Genomic DNA, 18,039 nt, shown 5'->3' on the forward strand with positions numbered 1-18,039 from the left:
TCTCCCTCCGGATATTAGTTGATTGTTACAAGAGTTTGATTAGTTTCAACACTGTCTCCAACATTTACATTTATACTTGCAATTATACCGTCCTCAAGTGCTACTATATCATTTTCCATCTTCATAGCCTCTAACACAGCTACAACTTCACCCTTTTTCACCGCCTGATTAGGGCTAACTTTTATTCCAAGGATCTTTCCGCTCATAGGTGCTACTATTTTTACTCTGCCCTCGCTTCCACTTGTAGCAGATGCCGCCGGCTTTGCAACCGGTACCACTGGTGTCTGTGCTGCAGATACCACAGGTGTACTTGATCCACCTCTTTCTTCAACAGAAACCTCATATGACTTACCATTTACTGTAATAGTATAATTTTTCATTTTTCCCTCCACTATCTTTTAACTCTCTTTATTGAACGAACAATAAGATTTGACGCATCTGTATTACTAAACTCTGCTATAGCCGCAGTAATCACTGCAATAAGTTCTAAGTCATCAACAAGGCTTTCATGGTTTTCAGTATTTTGCGGCTCACTATTCTCTACAATATCATTAACCACCGGCTTTGCATTTTTCTTAGATTTTAACTTGTTTTCAAACACACTTATATATTTAAACAAGCTTATAAGGAATGATATAAAAATAAGTATTATAAATACTGTTCCCATTCCCAAAATTGTATTAAGTGCAGCCTTCTCCATTTTCTCTGCTAATGAATATCTTGGTAAAAAAGATACAGCCACTAAATTATTTGTTTCTTCACTTATTCCTATTGCAAACTCAGCTTTTCCTAATGTTCCCGAATAATATAATTTAACAACATAATTTCCATCTTCATATGCTGTAGCAATTTTATCAATACTTACCAAATCACCTACTGATTCTTTGGTTGTTATAAAACTGTTGATTCCCTCAGCAATTACAGGCTGACCATACTGCTGTGCATTCATACTTTCCTGAATTAATTCGCCCTCATCCATCTTATAGAGTTCATGTAAAAAACTCTCAGCATCTGAAGTAAGCATACTCGAAATATCTTCCGGAACTTTTTTTCCACATGCACAAAGTGCCATTATGATGAACACAAATAGACATAAATATAAATACTTTATTCTCTTTTTCATGTTTCACCTCTAAATTGTTCCATGCTTCTTATATGGACGATCTTCTTTCTTTGTAAAAAGCATTTCAAATGCAGCTATCAATCTCTTTCTTGTATCTGCTACTGTAATAATATCATCTACATATCCTCTTCTTGCAGCATATACAACAGAATTTTGGAGGTTCTCATACTCTTTTATCTTTTCATCAAGAGTCGACTTTATATCCTCGCTCGAATCTATTTCCTTGGAATAAATTATCTTTACAGCCTCACTTGCATTCATCATACCCATTTTTGCACTTTCCCATGCAAATACTATATCTGCACCTATTGATTTTGAATTCATTGAAAGTGCTGCACTTCCATAAGCATCACCGACTATAAGACTTACTTTAGGTACTGTTGCATTGGCATATGCAAATGTAAGTCCTGCACCGGATTTAGGCATTCTCTTTTCACTACATTTTGTAGCTCTATATCCCTTTACATCTACCAATGTAAGCATTGGAATATTGAATGCATCACAAAATTCTATAAACCCGGCTGCCTTATCACTTCCCTGATGAGATAGAACATTCTCAAACTCCTGTGCGATCTCACCCTTTTCATCATATAGAACTCTTCTATTTGCTACAACTCCTACAGTATTACCATTTAATCTTATAAATCCGGTAAACATCTCTCTTGCGTAATTTTTCTTTACCTCAAGCACATATCCGCTGTCTGAAATTGTATTCATTGCAAGTGCCGGATCACTTATTCTATCTATAAGTTCAGGTGTAGTTCTGTTCAAATCGTCACTACACTCAATATAAGACATATCATCTTCATTATTTGCAGGAAGTACTGAAATAAGTTCTCTTATTCCGGAAATAATTTCTGTCTCTGTTCCTATAAAATCCACAAGAGCTGTTGACTCTGACTGAAACTTTGCAGATGAAAAATCGTTTTTGTCCTGTGAATTTCCTGCAATAGCATTTGGAGAATTAACAAAAACTTTTGCCTTATCTTGCTCCATAAACACGAAATCACTCAGTCCATTGCTGATTGCCATACCGCCACCACTAAGACCAAATACTGCCTGTATCTGTGGTATCACACCACTTGCTTTTGTCTGTGCTAAATATATCTTTCCAAAGGCATCCAATGCATCAAAAGACTCTTCCAGTCTCAAACCGGCACAATCTATAAGTCCAATTACAGGTGCCCCCATCTTCATTGCCATATCATATAATGCAACTATTTTTTTAGCATGCATCTCTCCTATAGAGCCACCAAGCACTGAAGAGTCTTGACTATATACATATACCAGACTGTCATTAATCGTACCATAACCTGTCCAAACACCATCCTTTGGAGTATCCTTGTCAGATAGATTAAAATCTGTGTTCCTTGAACTTATATATGAGCCAATTTCCACAAAACTTCCGATATCTAGCAAATCTTCAATTCGTTTCATAGCAGAAACTCCTATTTGAGCCATATACAAACCTCCGTATAATTAATAAGTTGTTTTGGTCAAAATTTTTTCAACCTTGTGACAATACAATATAGTGTCACCAATATTGTTAAATACAAAACAATCTTAGTCTATTTTATAATGAAACTAATAAAAAAACAAGTGGATAAAACTGAAAATTACATTCATTTTAATAATAATCCGTTTTATTTCAAATAATTGGTAATATACTTTACTTCAAAATAAAAAGGAGGCTAAAGCCTACCTTTACTAAATATTCTTTATAATAGTCTTTACCAAACTCTCAAAAACATGTGCAACCTTATTTGCAGCCTCCGATACTTCCTCATGGCTAAGTGGCTGATCTAAAATACCTGCTGCCATATTTGTAAAGCAGGATATACCACAGATTTCTGCACCCATATGATTAGCAGCTACAGCCTCTATAGCAGTTGACATACCTACTGCATCTGCACCAAGCAGCCTTGCTAATTTTACCTCTGCAGGTGTCTCATATGCAGGACCACTAAACTGCATATATACTCCCTCTCTAAGACTTACTCCAACTTCCTTTGCAGAATCTCTCACTACATCCTGTAGTCTCTTGGAGTATACATTGCTCATATCAGGGAACCTTGTGCCGAACTCACTTATATTCTCACCAATAAGTGGTGAAGGTACTATAGTTGATATATGATCTGTAATAAGCATCAAATCTCCAGGCTTATATGAAGTATTTACAGCACCTGAAGCATTAGTAAGGATAAGTTTCTTTGCTCCAAGCATTATCATAAGTCTTGTTGGAAGTACGACATCAGTTACAGGGTAGCCCTCATAATAATGCACTCTTCCCTTCATTATAACAGTCTTTACTCCCTCAACTGTACCAAATAAAAACTTGCCGTCATGTCCTGCTACTGTAGATACAGGAAAACCCTCAATACTTGAATATGGTATCTCACACTCAACTTCCATATGCTTTGCAAACTCTCCAAGTCCTGAGCCAAGCACCAAAGCTACCTCCGGCATTAAATCTGTAACACTTCTAATGTAGTCATAGCTTCTTTTTACCTTCTCAAATATCTGATTCATAAAACCTCCATTTCAAATACTTATATACTGTCCAAAATACTATAACCAATAGTATTTTCAGGCATCTCCAAATCAAAATTATCTACTATACTTGCACCTATTACTGCAAATGTATTGGTTGTATCAAGTAATTTCCCACCATCAAACTTCTTTGAATATGACATAAAGAATACAGCTTCTCTGGTGTGATCTGTTCCTGAATGAGTTGGATCATTTCCATGGTCTGCAGTAAGTATGATCAAATCATCATCATTCATCTTCTCCATAAACTCACCAAGCTTAATATCAAACTTCTCTATTTCCTTGGCATAGCCTACAGGATCTCTTCTATGACCCCAAAGTGCATCAAAATCTACCAGATTTGTGAAACAAAGACCGGTGAAATCTTCATTAAGCATATCTATAGTCTGCTCCATTCCATGTACACTTGAATCTGAATGATATGCCTTAGTAATACCCTCTCCAACAAATATATCGTTTATCTTACCGATAGAGATTACATCTAATCCATTATCTTTCAAAACATTGAGTGCTGTCCTACCAAATGGCTTAAGTGCATAGTCATGTCTGTTTGAAGTTCTCTTGAACTCACCTTTTTTCTTGCCAAGATAAGGTCTGGCAATAACTCTACCAACTTTCCATTCATCCTTCATTGTAAGTTCTCTGGCAATTTCACAACATCTATATAGATTTTGTAAATCAAATGTCTCTTCATTTCCACAGATTTGCAGTACTGAATCGGCTGATGTGTATACAATCATTGCACCTGTATTTATTTCTTCTTCAGCAAGTTCTTCAAGTATCTCAGTTCCTGAAGCCGACTTATTACCTATTACTCTTTTACCGCATCTTTTTTCAAGCTCATCTATAAGCTCCTTTGGAAATCCTGTATCAGTGAATGTCTGGAAAGGCTTTTCAATTCTAAGGCCCATCATCTCCCAATGACCTGTCATAGTATCCTTACCATTACTCATTTCTTCCATTCTACAAAATCTTCCAAGAGGTTTTTCTACCCCATTATCTCCTTCTACCGGATGAAGGTTAAACATTCCAAGTTTTTTCAAGTTTGGAATATTCAGCTTCCCATAACTTTTAACAATATGTCCAAAGGTATCAGTGTTCACATCTCCAAATCTCTCAGCATCAGGCATTGCACCAATACCTAGAGAATCCAATACAACAACAAATATTCTCTTATATTTTTTCATAAATTATACCTCTCGATTAGCATTCCTTCCAAAGCATTTCCTTAATCTCATCACTTGCAAAAGATACCTCTATAGCATTTTTAATACCTTTTACAATCTCTTCGTCATTTATCATAGATTTATCTTGTAAAAACAATATTTCTTTTGTAATGCTGGTATTGCTAACCAATCTATTATCTGTATTGATAGTAGCAAGTATACCTTTCTTTATATAATCGGAATACGGATAAAGATCTTCTCTACCTACCGCCTTAGTCTGATAATTACTTATTGGACACATTTCTATACCAATACTTTTATCTTTAGCCAGTTTCAAAAGTCTTTCATCATTTCTCATAGCAATGCCATGTCCAATTCTTTTTGCACCATATTCTATAGCACCCTCAATATTGGACTTCGGTCCTGCCTCTCCTGCATGAATAGTGAAATTCATACCCAATTCTTTGGCAAAGCCAAAAAGCTCTTTAAATTCACCTATAGGATGATTTGCCTCATCTCCTGCCAAATCAAGTCCGGCTACTCCACTGCCATAGTATTCTCTTGCAATTTTAAACATTGACATACTGTCCTTTATATCATGATGAGTCATAGCACAACATATAGCATTGCCATGAATATTGAAAGTTTGACTTCCCAATTTAAGTCCCTCTATCACAGACTCAATAACATCTCTTGTATTCACATTACCTGAGACAGACAAAAGTGGGGCGAATCTTATCTCAATGTATCTTACTCCCTCATCAGCTGCAGACTTCATTACATCAATAGTTGCAGCCTTTATATTATCTCTGCTATTCATAGCCTCCAATGGAACATCAAATTTCTCAAGATATTCCACCAAACTGTTACAGTCCATACTTATAGACAGTTCTTCCATAGTAAAATTTCTTCCCAGAGTATTTTCTAAAAATACTTTAGATAAAGAGCCGTCCAAATGACAATGTAAGTCAAGCTTCGGTAATTTTATAATATCTTCTCTGTTCATATCCTACCCAATATTAAACATCATAAAAAGCTGATTCCACTATTTTTATAGTAGCACTTGTTCCAAGTCTTGTAGCTCCTGCTACAACAAGCTCTTTTGCAAACTCCTTATCATGGATTCCACCACTTGCTTTCACTCCCATGTTTTCGCCTACAGTATCTCTCATAAGCTTCACATCTTCCACCTTGGCACCGGCAGTACTAAATCCTGTGGATGTCTTTACAAAATCAGCATTTGCCTCCTTTGAAAGCTCACAAGCCTTTATCTTTTCCTCATCAGTCAAAAGGCATGTTTCAATAATTACCTTTAATATAGCCTTTCCACATGCCTCTTTTACAGCCTTTATATCTTCTAAAACTGCAGCATAGTCCTTATCCTTAAGTGCACCGATATTTATAACCATGTCTATTTCATCAGCACCATCTATTACGGCAATCTTTGCTTCAAGTGCCTTTGCTTTGGTAGACATTGCTCCCAATGGAAATCCTACTACACTGCATATCTTTACATCACTTCCATGTAGAAGTTCTCTTACATAAGGTACATAGTATGAGTTCACACATACTGAACAAAAGCTATATGCCATAGCCTCATCACATATTCTTTTTACATCTGCCTTTCTAGCATCTGCCTTTAATATTGTATGATCAAATAATTTTGTTGATAACATATTCCCCCTATCTGGACTTCAAAAAAGGTTTACCGTTTGCAGCCGGTACTCTTGCACTACCTACCACAAGTACAAGTGCTAAAATAGTAACTACATAAGGAATCATTGATATCAAGTTTGGTGATACCACATTTCCTGCTCCAAGAAGTGCCTTGATACCATTACAAAGGCCGAAAAGTAAACAAGCCTTAAGTGCTCCCTGTGGTTTAAACTTTCCAAAAATTACTGCTGCAATGGCGATAAAACCTTGACCTACTATTACAGAAGGTCTAAACTGATTCACTGTCGCCAATGTAACAAAAGCTCCACCAAGTCCTGCCAAAAATCCTGAAAGTATAACGCAAATATATCTTGTACGATATACATTTACTCCTAATGTAGCACAGGCTTCCGGGTGCTCTCCTACAGCTCTAAGATGCATGCCGAATTTTGTCTTGTAAAATACAAACCATATAACTAAAACCAGTAAAAAGCTTAAATATGCAACTGAATATGTTGAAAAAACATTATATCCAAAAGATCCTGATTTGAATACACCATTAAACATTTTTGGAAGCTTAGCCGCTGTATCAAGTGCAGGTGAGTCTGATGAATTGTCAAAAATAGCCTTACATAGGAATACCGCAAGTCCCGGTCCTATGAAGTTGATTGCAGTACCTGATATAGTCTGGTCTGCAGCACAGTGTATACAAGCGATCGCATGTACTACTCCAAGTAATGCCCCGGCAAGTCCACCTGCGAAAAATCCTACCCAACCATTTCCGGTAAAATATGCTACACAAGCACCGGTAAAAGCTCCTATGGTCATCATCCCTTCAATACCGATATTTACTACTCCACTTCTCTCTGAAAAGCAGGAGCCAAGAGCTGCTAAAAGTAGTGGTGGAGTTGCAATCATTATAGCATTTATTAATAGACCTAAATCCTTTATCAAAACTTCCATTATGCCGCTCCCTTCTTTACACGATTTAAGATTATGGTTTTAAACAGACCTGATATAGCTATGAATACAATAATTATACCCATGATAATATCTACTACCTCAGCCGGTGCATTAACAAGTGAAAGTTTTCCACCACCATACTTCATTGCTCCATAGAATATGCCTGCAAATATACAACCAAGCGGATTTGATGCACCTATAAGTGCTACTGTAATTCCCTGGAAACCATAACCCTCCTGACCTGAGAACTGTGATATTCTTCCACTCATACCTAGAAGCTGTACCGCACCTCCGATACCTGCAAGTGCACCTGAAAATGCCATTGCCGTCAAGAATGATTTTCCGGTATCTATACCTGCATACTCTGCGGCACTATTACTAAATCCTACTGCTCTAAGTTTAAAGCCTAATGTTGTTTTATTTATAACAAACCAAACGATTATTGCAAATATAATTGCTAAAACAAATCCCCAGTTAGCAGCTGATGCACCTGTTGCATTCCTTATAGACTCAGGTAAAAGTATTCTGGCACTGTCTGCAACATCCTTTGTGGCCTCACCTCCACCATCTTTGTGGATTATAGTAAGATTCACTACAAAGTTTGAAAAATAGAAGGCAATCCAGTTAAACATAATGTAAGAAAGTACTTCATTTACTCCCTTTTTAATCTTTAGCACTCCAACTATAGCTCCCCATGCAGCCCCTGCAAGTGCAGCACCTATAAAACATAATGGTATATGAATGATTGCGGGTACCTTTATTAGTATACCGATTACACAGGCTGTAAGTGAACCTACTACAAACTGTCCCTCTGCACCAATATTAAATACACCTGTTTTAAAAGAAAAAGCCACACTAAGTCCTGTAAATATAAGTGGTGCTGCATATATGAGACACCAAATCATAAACTTAGGCTTTCCAAAAATCCCTTTAAGTAGCTGCCCATATGCCTCTACAGGATTAATTCTTGCCACTGCAAGCAATATAGCTCCAACAATAAAGCCTACTATTATTGATATAAGAGTATAAAAAGCACTACTTGCGAGTATATTATTCTTCTTACTCATTCTTTTTTCCTCCTGCCATCAAAAGTCCAAGTTCATTTTCATCAGCCTCATCTCCTGCCACTTCTCCGGTAATCTGTCCATCAAAAATAACCTCTATTCTATCTGATAGATTCATTATCTCATCAAGTTCAAATGAAACCAATAAAACTGCCTTATTCTTATTTCTCTGTTCCACAAGATACTTATGGACAAACTCTATAGCACCTACGTCCAAACCTCTTGTAGGATTTACTGCAATCAAAAGGTCAGAATCATTTGTAACTTCTCTGGCAATTATTACCTTTTGTTGATTTCCTCCTGAAAGAGTCTTTGCTGCCTTTTTTGAACAATCATTTGGTCTGATATCAAATTTCTTTATCATATCATTAGCATGACTTTCAATGTCAGCTTTATTTAAAATACCGTTTTTTGAGAAAGGCTCTTTTTCAAAATTTTGTAATATAAGATTCTCCGCCACACTAAAATCAAGTACCAATCCGTGCTTTTGTCTATCCTCGGGTATACTTGTAATACCCATCTCAAAGCTCTGCTTAGGTGTAACATTGAAAGCATTTTGACCCAAAATTGTCACGCTTCCAGACTCCGCCTTTTTCAAGCCTGTCAATATCTCTACAAGCTCAGACTGTCCGTTACCGTCGACTCCGGCTATACCCACTATCTCTCCTCTACGAACAGATAAGCTTAAAGACTTAAGTATCTCAACATTTCTATAATCTTTAGCACATAAATCTTTAACTTCAAGTACTACTTCTCCGGGTTCTCTTTTTTCTTTTTCTACTGTAAATGACACATCTCTACCAACCATCATAGATGCTAATTCACTTTCGGTGGTATTTTTTACGTCTACAGTATTTATATACTTACCATGCCTAATAATTGTACAGGTATCTGCACAAGCCTTTATCTCTTTTAACTTATGTGTAATCAATATAACGGATTTACCGTCATTAGTAAGGCTTTTTATAATTTCAATAAGCTCTGCTATTTCCTGTGGTGTGAGGGAAGCTGTCGGCTCATCCAATATCAATGTATTGGCACCTCTATACAACACTTTAATGATCTCTACTCTTTGTTGCATACCTACTGAAATATCTTCTATCTTTGCATCAGGATCTACTGATAATCCATATTTCTCAGAAAGCTCAACTATTTTTTCTCTTGACTTTTTTAAATCAAGCACAAGTCCATTGGTATCTTCCATTCCAAGTACTATATTTTCTGTTACAGTAAATGGCGGTATAAGCATGAAATGTTGATGCACCATACCAATACCTAAATCAATTGCCCTCTGTGGTGTACCAATAATGGTCTCTTTACCGTCTATGAATATCTGTCCTGATGTAGGGTTGTATAAACCATACAAAATATTCATAAGTGTAGATTTTCCGGCACCATTCTCTCCCAAAATGGCATGTACTTCTCCTTTATGTACAGTAAGATTGATACCATCATTTGCAACAAAATCGCCAAACTTCTTGACTATGTTTTGCATTTTGACAGCTACGTCCATTTTCCCTCCTCATCCTATAAAAGCCATAGATACTATATAATCACAATATCATTAAAGCCATTTTTTTCTACTATATCCTTAGCTTCATTCATCTCTTTTTCTGTCGGCATTCTATAATCTCTAAATTCTTTTCTAACTCCGTTTTCCCTATAGGAGATAAGCTTGTATCTGATATTTGACTTTTTAAGGAAAGGTGCCAAAGCCGCTGATGTATCATATACGGTCTTTCTAAAGTCAAATAGTTCCGGTACAATAACAGTCCTCACTTCAAATAGTTTACCTATATACGCCAAGTATAGTGCATTCTTTAATACAATATCATTGCTAAAGTCTGTTACCTTTATATGTTCCTTAAGGTCATATGCCTTCACATCGAGCATAACACCATCTGTAACATCTAAAAGTTCCTTCATCTTTTCAAAATCTATACTTCCATTACTATCTATCAAGGTACCCAGATTTTTCTCTTTACAAAGTTCAAATACCTCTCTCATAAAGTCTGGATATAACATACACTCCCCACCTGAAAATGTGACTCCCCTTATAAAAGGTATATTTTCACATATCTTTTCAAATGTTTCCCGGGAAGTTAATCTTACTATCTTTGGTGTAGCACCATATTTGCAAATTTTTATACATGTATCACAACCTATACATTTTTCAGGGTAGAATCTCACCCTATTTTCTTCATTTTTCAATGCATTCACCGGACAATGCTCTACACAATCCAAGCAGTTAATACATTTATTTCTAGTTTCAGGATTATGACAATATTTACAGTTAAAATTGCATCCTTGTAGAAATATAGCTGTACGATTTCCGGGTCCGTCTACACTACTGAAAGGTATGATTTTATTGATATCGGCACTGTGCACTAACGAACTTTCCTCTCAAGTATCTTGCCGTTGTGCTTTGCACCCATTCCAAGTGCTGTAGTATCCTGAAGTACACTTTGTCCCTTTTCAAGCTTATTTATCTCTGATTTTTTTACAAGATAACCTGTAATCCTTATCACATCTGAATCTGAAGAATAAAATGACAAATATCGGATATTCTCCTGCATAGCACCCTTTATTATATCAAGTACATATTCATGGTTTTTATGTACTGTCAGGTCTATTGGGAATATATCTCCTGTTCCTGATGGAAAATACTTATGAAATCTTGAGCAATGTTTCAAATGATCAATAAGATTCTCCGGCTCCTCGCCTATAGGAATTCTTGTTCCCGGTGATACATTCACATCACTTGCAATGCCAACCTGTGCATGTAAAAGGAAATGCCCCTCTGTTACTTCACAGTATTTATTAAAATGATTTCTATTGAATTCATCTATAATATCCATTATTTCCACAGCTAATTTATCTGCTGCTTCACTATGTCCATATCTACCTTCAATATTTTCTTTTTCTAATAAAATATTTACAGCCTCAGCTAAACCTACCAATCCGAACATAGCGGAGAATCTGTTTCGGCTTATGAAGCCCTCTTTTGACAGAAAATTATTTTCAAAAAATCCACTCTCTTCTACTTCAAATCTAATTCTTTCATCCATATATCTTGCCATAATATCCATAACATATGGCAATGTATTCTTCTTAAAATCCTCCACGCCCTTCGCACGCTTTGCAATATTTCCTAAAATCATTCTTGCCAGAGTATATGAACCCCCACCTAAAGGCAGCCCATTATAGCAACTTGCTATAACATATCTTTCACTCAATTCAGATGAAAACATTTTGTGATTTGCAAAACTTGGTTTTGCACTGTGAAGTGCTGTATTTATAGCCATAAGTGCAAATTCATCACTTGTGATATCAGGATCATACTTTAATGTGATATTTGGAACAGCCTGTTCAAGTTCAGCCTCCACTTCAAGTATTATTCTACCTGCTAAAGTGTCTTTTGGCCCTATATTTGCATGTGAAAATGAATCTAAAATAGTTCTGTCCATATTTATAAAAAACAATCGTATCATCTTCTTGGCAAGGCCTCTGTCCATATCCTGAACAAAAGGATCCAGTAACTCATCAAGTTGTCCTACATACACTGGGAAATTTGTCACGCTTGGTACATGACGATAGAAAATAAGTAGTGAATTCAGAGCCTCATACAAGTCCTTTGGTGGCTCTAATTGAAGGAACTGACTTCCTTCTTTCATGAATTTTTCATAGTCAGGTATAATGTATCTCGGTCTTAAAGGTGCATGACCTTCAAATAAATCACATATACATTGACTATCTATATCAGCATCCAGTAGCTCCTCAAGTCCATCCGGCTTATCCAACACCTCAATTAATGAATCGGCATGGTTTGCCATATTAGCTACTTTTTGTTCATGAGTAAGGCTTACACTTTTTACAGTCTCAAGCATCTTCTCTCTTATCTCGTTTACCTTTTCAAGGCTAATATCTCTCATATTACTCCATTCTATAAGGGTATCCCCTTAAATAAATCTATGAATTTCATAGACTTATTTAAGGGGGCAGCAAAAATGCTGCCCATTTAGAATATATACAGTGTAGAATTAATCTAAATCGTAGATATCGCCGTACTTAGCTTCAAAGTCTGCCTTATTGTTTGGAACTTTAACTTCTCCTGCTATTATCTTAGCCTTAACATCTTCTACTTCCTTAAGGAGTTCTTCCGGAAGATTTGTTGTTGTAGGTGCTATATCAACACCACCATCACTTAAACTATAAGTCTTTACACCTGACTTATATGTACCATCAAGTACAGCCTTTGTCTCATCAAATACAGCATTATCAACTCTCTTCATAGCTGATGTAAGAATTGTCTCAGGTGCATCTTTTGACTGATCCGAGTCAACACCTATAGCCCAAATTTTCGCCTCTCTTGCTGCCTCAATAACGCCATGTCCACTGCCGCCTGCAGCATGGAATACAACGTCTGCATTGTTTGCTATCATATTGTTTGTAGCTGTCTTTCCTGCACTTGCATCTGCAAAGCTATTGATATTTGCCTGTAATACATTTGCATCTGCATTTGCATCCTTAACACCTGAAATGTATCCATAACCAAACTCATTCATTGTACTGGTAGCCATACCTAGTACAAAACCTACATTATTTGTCTGTGTTGTCTTTCCTGCAATATATCCTACAAGATATGAAGCCTGAGCCTGCTCAAACATAAGACAAGCCACATTATCAAACTCTATTGATTGATCATCCACTATTGCAAACTTCTTATCAGGATTTTTTGCAGCCTCTTCCTTAAGTGCATCTGCCAACTGATATCCTATACAGATAATAAGATCATAATCATCATCTACAAACTGCTCGATATTTGGAATATAATCTGCATCTGTTTTTGACTCCAAATACTTTGCCTGTACTCCAAGTTCCTTCTGTGCTCTCTGAAGTCCTTCCCATGCTGACTGGTTGAAAGAACCATCATTAACACCACCTACATCAGTTACCATACCAATCTTGTAATCTGTTGAAGCCTTTTCTCCTTCACCTACGTTCTCTGTCTTTTCTCCTGTTTTAGGCTTGTCTGAAGAACATGCCACAAGTGAAAGTCCCATAAGTGTTGCCATAGCGATAGCCAATAATCTTTTTTTCATTTTTCCTCCTTAAAAACGAACATAAACATTACATATAAACATCCATTTAAGTATATCGTATAAAGCACTTGTAATCAAGTTGTTATATTTAAATAACATGTTAATTACTTTTTATCATTAAATTACTACATGTTTTGAATATTTTTTAACTAACTTTTATACTCAATATCATTATTTATTTTTTCTTTTTTATCATTGTTCTGATAGCTTCAACTGCAGTCTTTATAGCACCACTGGTATCATGCACCTGCTCATTACTTAGACCTTTTTTTGCTCTTTCCTGATTTGCAATAACCAGGAATATTGATCCCATCTTAACTCCCAGATAGGATGCCACTGTAAAAAGTGCAGCTGACTCCATTTCTGAAGCCAATGTTCCAAGCCTTAACCAAGCTTCCCATTTGTTTACAAGTTCATAGCTTACCGGCTTATTCTCAGGCTCATGCTGACCGTAAAATGCATCTTTACACTGTACAACTCCTATATGTGACTTAAAGTTTAAATTATCAGCAGCTTCTTTCAACGCACTGATTACTTCAAAATTAGCTACTGCCGGAAATTCTATAGGTGCATACTCCCTACTGGTTCCCTCCATTCTAATAGCACCATTTGCTATTACCAGATCTCCACCGCATACATCTAATTGCATTCCACCACAAGTTCCTACTCTTATGAAAGTATCCGCACCACATCTTACAAGCTCCTCAAGTGCAATAGCAGATGAAGGACCTCCTATACCTGTAGATGTCACCGACACCTTCTCTCCCTCCAAGTAGCCTGTGTAAGTTACATACTCTCTGCTGTCTGCCACAAGCTTTGCATCATCAAAATACGCTGCAATCTTCTCACATCTTTTAGGATCTCCCGGAAGTATCACATACTTACCGATATCGCCCTTAGCTACGCCAATATGATATTGAACTCCTGCTCCTTCAGTATAATCTATCATATTTTTATCCCCTTCTATTTTATAAAAATATTATATATATCAATTCAAAATTTTACAATCAAAATTATAAATACATAGTAAAAAAACCTATATTCTTGTGAATATAGGTTAAAATTAATATATATTTAGAATATTCTCCATGCAACAATGAAGTTATTTCTCCACCAGCCTGACATACTGCTTCTCTTTACTCTACCTCTTGAAGATGAAGCATCTATTACTTCACCACCTCCGGCAGCAATACCTACATGACCTGAAACCACTACAATATCTCCTGCCTGTATATCAGAGAATGAACTTATTCTAGTATATCTTCCCGGATTTCTCCAACCCGATGATGTAAGATATGATTGACCTACTCCCATCTGCTTTAAAACCCAGTACACGAATCCTGAACAGTCAAAGGAATCTGAACCCTTTGCCCCCCATACATATGGACTACCAATTTTTGAAGATGCAATACTTATCATGTTTCCAACACTACCTGAATATGAACCACCTGAAGAAGAACCGCCCGAACTTCCTCCGGAATCACCTCTGGAAGGTCCGTTTATACCACCGGAATTCAATTTTGCAAATGTCTGTGCTCCGGCTCTACCATCTGCTGAAAGCCCATTATTACTTTGGAATCTCTTCAATGCATTCTCAGTTATTTCCCCAAAATATCCTGTGGCATTATCCTCATTCAAATATCCTGCCTTTGCCAGGAGATTTTGAAGTCTGGTAACCTGCTCATTTTGATCACCCAAGCTTAGTCCATTTGCCTTTGCTTCACTTGAAAGTATAATCGCTCTTGTAGATGGTCCCAAGTATCCGTCCACTACAAGGTCATTCTTTGACTGAAATAATCTTACAGCAAGTTCTGTATCATTTCCATAAGTACCGTCAGGACTTGTAGTAAGATATCCTAACTCGAAAAGTCTGTTCTGTATAGCCTGTACAACCTCACTGTGTTCACCTAAAGAAAGGGTATTTGCTTTTATCGCATCAGAATACAGCAAGTTCATAGTCTCGCTTCCAACTTTTCCATCCTCACTTAAAGAGTTGACTTTTTGAAGCTTCAATGCAGCCTCCTGAGTCTTTTCATCATAATTACCAGTTATCATTTCTGCTGAAGCCAGATATCCCAACTCGTACAGACGATGCTGTATTCTTTTAACATCCTCACCAACATCACCAAGCTTTGCTGCATAATGCTTTGCATTTGCATCCATCAAAAGTGGCAATGTAGAAGGTCCAATAATACCGTCTTGTGCAAGACCATTCTGTCTTTGGAAAATCATTACTGCTGATTTTGTAACATGTCCAAAGTAATCTGTTGGCTCATCATTATCCATGAATCCAAGTTGCATAAGCCTTTCCTGGACTTTGGCAATATACGAATGTTGTACGCCCTCTTCCAAAAGTTCAGGTCTTGGTTCCTCAGTTTCAACTGTAATATCAAGTGAAGGGAACTCATTTCCGGCCTTCTCCATAGGCATAACCTGTGCGGCCGCCACTTGCTCTACTGTAGTGGTTTCAACTTCAGATGAAATACTTGTATTTGTAGCAACACTTCTTGCACTCTTTCCTGTAGAAGACACTCCAATAATAGCTGCTATAGCTACTACTCCTATCACTCCTCCAGCCATTAATTTTTTACTTCTATCCATATCCTGTATGGCTTCTACTTTATCTTTTACACTTCTTAAAAATTCATTCTTTTTTTTCTTGCTCATCTTTTCTTCCTTGTCAAAATTTATATGCTCTCTTTTAAACATCCTGCCAACTTTGCAAACTCTTCTAAAGTAAGAGCTTCACCTCTTATCTTTTCAGACTTTCCAAGCAATGACAAAGCGTGAATTATCTTCTCCTTTGAAAAATTTAATCCCTCAAAATTAGTCAGTGAATTTACCAAAGTCTTTCTTCTTTGATTAAACCCTGCACGAATAATCTGAAACATCAATTTTTCGTCCTCTGCTTTTACAGGTTTATCTTTATAAATATCTAATCTTATCACGCTTGAGCCGACCTTAGGTCTTGGAATAAAACAATTCGGAGGAACAAATGCTACCACGTATGGATCCGAATAATACTGTACTGCCAAAGACAATGCACCATAGTCCTTACCACCCGGTAATGCTTGCATCCTATCTGCAACTTCCTTTTGAATCATAACTGTAATGCTGTCTATATGTGTATGTGATTCCAATACATTCATGATAATCGGTGTTGTAATGTAGTATGGTAGGTTTGCAACTATTCTGATGTTCTCAAACTCTCCAAATTTTTTCTTACATTCATCAATCAGATTCTCTAAATCTATTTTTAGAAAATCAGCATTTATTATACTTATGTTTTTGTGATTTGCCAATGTTTCATTTAAAATAGGTAATAAATTTTTATCAATCTCAACTGCTACAACCGCCTTGGCTGTATTTGCAAGGTATTGTGTCAATGCACCTATTCCGGGACCTATTTCAATCGCCAAATCATTTTCACCAAGCCCTGAGGCTAAACATATCTTATCTAAAACATGAGTATCTATCAAAAAATTTTGACCAAACTTCTTTTGAAAGTTAAAATCATATTTTTTAATCATCTCTATGGTATTTGCCGGATTAGCAATATTTGTCATTTCAATCTCCACAACTCTTACAGTGGTAATAATGAAAAATCATTATTTCATCTTCGGATACAATCTTCTGGCATTTTCAAAGGACTGCTCTATAATAAAATCCCTTGAAACTCCTTTTATCTCACTTATTCTGTCTATAATATAAGTCAAGTTTAAGGATGAATTTCTCTTTCCCCTATTTGGTACAGGTGATAGATATGGACAGTCAGTTTCTAGCACAAAATCTTTGAATGAAATATCTTTTATTGTATCTTCAAGTTTTTTTGCATTCTTGAATGTGGAAACACCACCAATACCCAAAACATATCCAAGTTTTATAAACTCCTTTGCCATTTCCTGACTATAGGAATAGCAATGTATGACTCCCTTAACACCTTTATATTCCTTTAAAATATCCAATGTATCTTTTGCCGCATCTCTGGAATGAATAACTACAGGCAAAACATGTCTTTTTGCTAAATCAAGCTGTGCAATAAAGCACTTTCTTTGAATATCTCTTGACGGCTCATCATAGTAATAGTCAAGTCCTATTTCCCCTACGGCCACGACTTTCTCATCTGAAAGCATATCTTTCAATATCGAAATACTTTCCTCATCTAATTCTTCACTTGAAGATGGATGTATACCTACAGCTGCATAAACAAATGGATATTTCCTTGTCAGCTCAAGGCTTGATCTTGAACTCTCCATTGAAGCACCTATATTTACAACTCTCTTTATATCATTTGCCTCAAAGCTTTTTAAAAGCTCTTCTCTATCATCTTCAAATGCCTCATCATCATAATGGGCATGTGTATCTATTATATAAAATTCTTCTTTTTTGTCCATGTAATATTTTCTTAAAATTTA

The 18,039-nt window shown here is 36.3% G+C and carries 17 protein-coding genes; all 17 read right to left on the minus strand.

The features are described from left to right. Positions 1–14: 14 nt before the first annotated feature. The 17 genes from D4A81_RS07590 to D4A81_RS07670 all read right to left on the minus strand — a co-directional run bounded on the left by D4A81_RS07590 (position 15) and on the right by D4A81_RS07670 (position 18,018). Positions 15–380, minus strand: coding sequence for a biotin/lipoyl-containing protein (locus D4A81_RS07590; RefSeq protein WP_111524665.1), 366 nt, complete (start codon positions 378–380; stop codon positions 15–17). Positions 381–391: 11 nt separating this feature from the next. Beyond that, positions 392–1,123, minus strand: a complete 732-nt coding sequence (locus tag D4A81_RS07595) for an OadG family protein (protein WP_111524666.1) — start codon at positions 1,121–1,123, stop codon at positions 392–394. A gap of 9 nt (positions 1,124–1,132) precedes the next feature. Beyond that, on the minus strand, positions 1,133–2,584 hold the full coding sequence (locus D4A81_RS07600; RefSeq protein WP_111524667.1) for an acyl-CoA carboxylase subunit beta: 1,452 nt from the start codon (positions 2,582–2,584) through the stop codon (positions 1,133–1,135). Positions 2,585–2,830: 246 nt separating this feature from the next. Beyond that, positions 2,831–3,652, minus strand: a complete 822-nt coding sequence (locus tag D4A81_RS07605; protein WP_111524668.1) for a purine-nucleoside phosphorylase — start codon at positions 3,650–3,652, stop codon at positions 2,831–2,833. Positions 3,653–3,672: 20 nt separating this feature from the next. Next, positions 3,673–4,860 carry a phosphopentomutase gene (locus D4A81_RS07610; RefSeq protein WP_111524669.1) on the minus strand — a complete coding sequence of 396 codons (1,188 nt, stop codon included), beginning with the start codon at positions 4,858–4,860 and terminating at the stop codon, positions 3,673–3,675. A gap of 16 nt (positions 4,861–4,876) precedes the next feature. After that, positions 4,877–5,845 carry an adenosine deaminase gene (gene add, locus D4A81_RS07615; protein ID WP_111524670.1) on the minus strand — a complete coding sequence of 323 codons (969 nt, stop codon included), beginning with the start codon at positions 5,843–5,845 and terminating at the stop codon, positions 4,877–4,879. Positions 5,846–5,858: 13 nt separating this feature from the next. Further along, positions 5,859–6,515, minus strand: coding sequence for a deoxyribose-phosphate aldolase (gene deoC, locus D4A81_RS07620; RefSeq protein ID WP_111524671.1), 657 nt, complete (start codon positions 6,513–6,515; stop codon positions 5,859–5,861). Positions 6,516–6,522: 7 nt separating this feature from the next. Continuing rightward, positions 6,523–7,458, minus strand: coding sequence for an ABC transporter permease (locus D4A81_RS07625; protein WP_111524672.1), 936 nt, complete (start codon positions 7,456–7,458; stop codon positions 6,523–6,525). Further along, positions 7,458–8,525, minus strand: a complete 1,068-nt coding sequence (locus tag D4A81_RS07630) for an ABC transporter permease (protein ID WP_111524673.1) — start codon at positions 8,523–8,525, stop codon at positions 7,458–7,460. The genes D4A81_RS07625 and D4A81_RS07630 overlap by 1 nt, the downstream gene beginning before the upstream one ends. Beyond that, positions 8,518–10,035 carry an ABC transporter ATP-binding protein gene (locus tag D4A81_RS07635; RefSeq protein WP_111524674.1) on the minus strand — a complete coding sequence of 506 codons (1,518 nt, stop codon included), beginning with the start codon at positions 10,033–10,035 and terminating at the stop codon, positions 8,518–8,520. Before D4A81_RS07635 ends, D4A81_RS07630 begins: the two co-directional genes overlap by 8 nt. Positions 10,036–10,067: 32 nt before the next feature. Beyond that, complete coding sequence (locus D4A81_RS07640) at positions 10,068–10,910, minus strand: YjjW family glycine radical enzyme activase (protein ID WP_111524675.1); 843 nt, start codon at positions 10,908–10,910, stop codon at positions 10,068–10,070. Further along, positions 10,910–12,454 (minus strand): YjjI family glycine radical enzyme, encoded by a 1,545-nt coding sequence (locus tag D4A81_RS07645; RefSeq protein WP_111524676.1) that lies wholly within the window; start codon positions 12,452–12,454, stop codon positions 10,910–10,912. Before D4A81_RS07645 ends, D4A81_RS07640 begins: the two co-directional genes overlap by 1 nt. A 108-nt stretch (positions 12,455–12,562) precedes the next feature. Continuing rightward, positions 12,563–13,624 carry a BMP family lipoprotein gene (locus D4A81_RS07650; RefSeq protein WP_111524677.1) on the minus strand — a complete coding sequence of 354 codons (1,062 nt, stop codon included), beginning with the start codon at positions 13,622–13,624 and terminating at the stop codon, positions 12,563–12,565. 175 nt (positions 13,625–13,799) lie between these two features. After that, entirely contained in the window at positions 13,800–14,573 is a 774-nt protein-coding gene (gene udp / locus D4A81_RS07655; protein ID WP_111524678.1) for a uridine phosphorylase, read from the minus strand. 125 nt (positions 14,574–14,698) lie between these two features. After that, positions 14,699–16,291, minus strand: a complete 1,593-nt coding sequence (locus D4A81_RS07660; RefSeq protein ID WP_111524731.1) for a C40 family peptidase — start codon at positions 16,289–16,291, stop codon at positions 14,699–14,701. 20 nt (positions 16,292–16,311) lie between these two features. Continuing rightward, entirely contained in the window at positions 16,312–17,190 is an 879-nt protein-coding gene (gene rsmA / locus D4A81_RS07665; RefSeq protein ID WP_111524679.1) for a 16S rRNA (adenine(1518)-N(6)/adenine(1519)-N(6))-dimethyltransferase RsmA, read from the minus strand. Positions 17,191–17,232: 42 nt separating this feature from the next. Next, entirely contained in the window at positions 17,233–18,018 is a 786-nt protein-coding gene (locus D4A81_RS07670; RefSeq protein WP_111524680.1) for a TatD family hydrolase, read from the minus strand. Between the last annotated feature and the right edge of the window lie 21 nt (positions 18,019–18,039).

The sequence above is a fragment of the Lachnoanaerobaculum umeaense genome (genome assembly GCF_003589745.1).
In the GTDB taxonomy this organism is placed as follows: Bacteria; Bacillota; Clostridia; order Lachnospirales; family Lachnospiraceae; genus Lachnoanaerobaculum; species Lachnoanaerobaculum umeaense.

Coding starts and splice junctions, on each gene's coding strand:
- deoC (WP_111524671.1), bottom strand. CDS start 6,515: ATGTTATCAACAAAATTATTTGATCATACAATATTAAAGGCAGATGCT.
- D4A81_RS07625 (WP_111524672.1), bottom strand. CDS start 7,458: ATGGAAGTTTTGATAAAGGATTTAGGTCTATTAATAAATGCTATAATG.
- udp (WP_111524678.1), bottom strand. CDS start 14,573: ATGATAGATTATACTGAAGGAGCAGGAGTTCAATATCATATTGGCGTA.
- D4A81_RS07630 (WP_111524673.1), bottom strand. CDS start 8,525: ATGAGTAAGAAGAATAATATACTCGCAAGTAGTGCTTTTTATACTCTT.
- D4A81_RS07610 (WP_111524669.1), bottom strand. CDS start 4,860: ATGAAAAAATATAAGAGAATATTTGTTGTTGTATTGGATTCTCTAGGT.
- D4A81_RS07670 (WP_111524680.1), bottom strand. CDS start 18,018: ATGGACAAAAAAGAAGAATTTTATATAATAGATACACATGCCCATTAT.
- D4A81_RS07600 (WP_111524667.1), bottom strand. CDS start 2,584: ATGGCTCAAATAGGAGTTTCTGCTATGAAACGAATTGAAGATTTGCTA.
- D4A81_RS07595 (WP_111524666.1), bottom strand. CDS start 1,123: ATGAAAAAGAGAATAAAGTATTTATATTTATGTCTATTTGTGTTCATC.
- add (WP_111524670.1), bottom strand. CDS start 5,845: ATGAACAGAGAAGATATTATAAAATTACCGAAGCTTGACTTACATTGT.
- D4A81_RS07590 (WP_111524665.1), bottom strand. CDS start 380: ATGAAAAATTATACTATTACAGTAAATGGTAAGTCATATGAGGTTTCT.
- D4A81_RS07635 (WP_111524674.1), bottom strand. CDS start 10,035: ATGGACGTAGCTGTCAAAATGCAAAACATAGTCAAGAAGTTTGGCGAT.
- D4A81_RS07645 (WP_111524676.1), bottom strand. CDS start 12,454: ATGAGAGATATTAGCCTTGAAAAGGTAAACGAGATAAGAGAGAAGATG.
- D4A81_RS07605 (WP_111524668.1), bottom strand. CDS start 3,652: ATGAATCAGATATTTGAGAAGGTAAAAAGAAGCTATGACTACATTAGA.
- D4A81_RS07660 (WP_111524731.1), bottom strand. CDS start 16,291: ATGAGCAAGAAAAAAAAGAATGAATTTTTAAGAAGTGTAAAAGATAAA.
- rsmA (WP_111524679.1), bottom strand. CDS start 17,190: ATGACAAATATTGCTAATCCGGCAAATACCATAGAGATGATTAAAAAA.
- D4A81_RS07650 (WP_111524677.1), bottom strand. CDS start 13,624: ATGAAAAAAAGATTATTGGCTATCGCTATGGCAACACTTATGGGACTT.